General features: G+C 66.7%; 3 protein-coding genes. All 3 read right to left on the bottom strand.

What is annotated here, in order from left to right:
* Positions 1 to 223, bottom strand: a 223-nt coding sequence (locus tag I71_RS39245) for a hypothetical protein (protein WP_211098452.1), incomplete at its 3' end; no start/stop codon positions are given.
* A 51-nt stretch (positions 224 to 274) separates the two neighbouring features.
* Positions 275 to 799 (bottom strand): hypothetical protein, encoded by a 525-nt coding sequence (locus I71_RS29255; RefSeq protein WP_042702686.1) that lies wholly within the window; start codon positions 797 to 799, stop codon positions 275 to 277.
* Positions 800 to 953: 154 nt separating this feature from the next.
* On the bottom strand, positions 954 to 1,631 hold the full coding sequence (locus tag I71_RS29250; protein WP_375731227.1) for a phosphatase PAP2 family protein: 678 nt from the start codon (positions 1,629 to 1,631) through the stop codon (positions 954 to 956).
* Positions 1,632 to 1,826 lie beyond the last annotated feature (195 nt).

Below are 1,826 nucleotides of genomic sequence, written 5' to 3'. Positions count from 1 at the left end.
GCGGCACTTCCTCGAGATGTACGACTTCATGGTTTATGGATATTACGCCAGCTACATCGGCAAGACCTTCTTTCCGGCCGAAAGCGAGTTCGCGTCTTGTATAGAATTTACCCTGAAGCAACACAAGAACCAAAATTGTATCAATTGAGCGGAATTGTTGTTGTTGTTGGTGTTTTGATGATTTACTCTGAGTACAAAAAAAGAAACAAATGAAATGGGGCATGCCCACACCGCCATGCTAGTCGGCTCGGCCGGGCGGCGACGTGCCGCGTCGTCACTCCAGCGTCGGCTCCGTCCGCTGGCCCACGCGGCGCTGCGAATCAACGGCGGCGCGCAGGCGGTCGCGGGCGGCTCCGCGGCTGCCGGCGGTGGCGGCCGGGCGCAGGCCGTTCAGTGCGGCCAGGAAGTTGGTGCCGGCGTGGCCCTTCGGTTCGGAAACGCGGCGGGTGGGCATCGCCGGGATCTCCTGCGTCACCGCATCCTGGTCGGCGGCAATTGCCGTCGTTTCGGCCGCCGCCGTCCCGGCTGCCGTCAGCCCGGCCACTTTCGCCTGGGCGCGGGTCTGCTGGGCCTCCACCCGGGCGCGGGCGACGATGCGCTCGCGCAGGTCGGCATCGAGCGTGCGGAACACGCGCGAGGCCTCGGTCAATTCGCGTTCCCCCCCGCTGTCGAGCGTGCGCTTCAGGGCGTTCGCCAGCAGGCGGCATTCCAGGACGCCGGGCACCCGTTCGCGCTCCACCGCCCGGGCGAGGACGCCGACGGCTTCGAGGGTTTCGCGGTCAAGGGTGCCCTGGGGCATGGTGCGGCCTGATCCAAAAGGGTTAGAGCCGACACTATCGGCGGGGAACCGACCTTATTCAACCCGCTAGATCGGATCGCGTAAAATCGGAATCGATTTGATGCGTGAATCCGATCGCCATACGTAAAGCTACACCGTCGTGCGATTCAGCGGATCATCGCCCCGCGGTGGTTTCGGGCCGGTCCTGCTCCACGGCGCCGCGGCGCTGCAGCCATTCGGCGATCATCCAGCATAAAGCCGCCCAGGCGGCGCCGACGCTCCAGCCCGCCAGCACGTCGGTCGGCCAGTGGACGCCCAGGTAAACGCGGCTCGACCCGATGATGAGGGTCAGCAGCATCGCCCAGGTCAGCAGATAGGCCTTGGTCCGCCGGCCCTCGACGAACTGGGTCAGCAGGGCGCCCAGCGTCAGGTAAACCACGGCCGACTGCATGGCGTGGCCGCTGGGGAAGCTGGCGGAGATCACCTCGTCGCCATGCGGCACCAGATCGGGACGGGCGCGGTCGAACAGCATCTTCAGCACGGTGCTGAGCGTTCCGCCGCCGCCGACCGACACCAGAACCAGCAATGCCGCCGCCCGCTTGTGCAGGAGCAGCAGGAAGCCCAGCGTCGCGACGGTGAGGAGGGCGAGGATGGTGGTGCTGCCGAGCGAGGTGATGTCGCGCGCCACCCGCGCCAGCCACCAGGGGCCGCCGGGCTGGTCGGGGTTCAGCGGATCGCGGAGCGCCAGCAGGATGCGCTTGTCGAAGGCGGTGGTCTCGCCCTCCATCACCTCGCCGGCCAGCTCGACGAAGCCGAACAGCAGGCCGGCGATCACCGAGAGGCCGACCAGCATGCCCAGCCGGTGCCGGCTCAGCTTCGCCCAGAATCCGTTTTTGCCGAACCCGTTTCTACCGCCGCCCCCGACCGCTTCGTTCCGACTCACCCGCACCCTCCATCCCTGTTGCCGTTCAGGCGGGAGAGAGCAACCGCACCGGTGAGCCGGCCGTCCAGGCCAGGATGTCTTCCAGGGCGTCGCGGTGAACACCGC

The sequence above is a fragment of the Azospirillum sp. B506 genome (assembly GCF_000333595.1).
In the GTDB taxonomy this organism is placed as follows: domain Bacteria; phylum Pseudomonadota; class Alphaproteobacteria; order Azospirillales; family Azospirillaceae; genus Azospirillum.
Note: the sequence above shows the minus strand (reverse complement) of the source record. Positions and strands in the feature narration are given on the sequence as shown.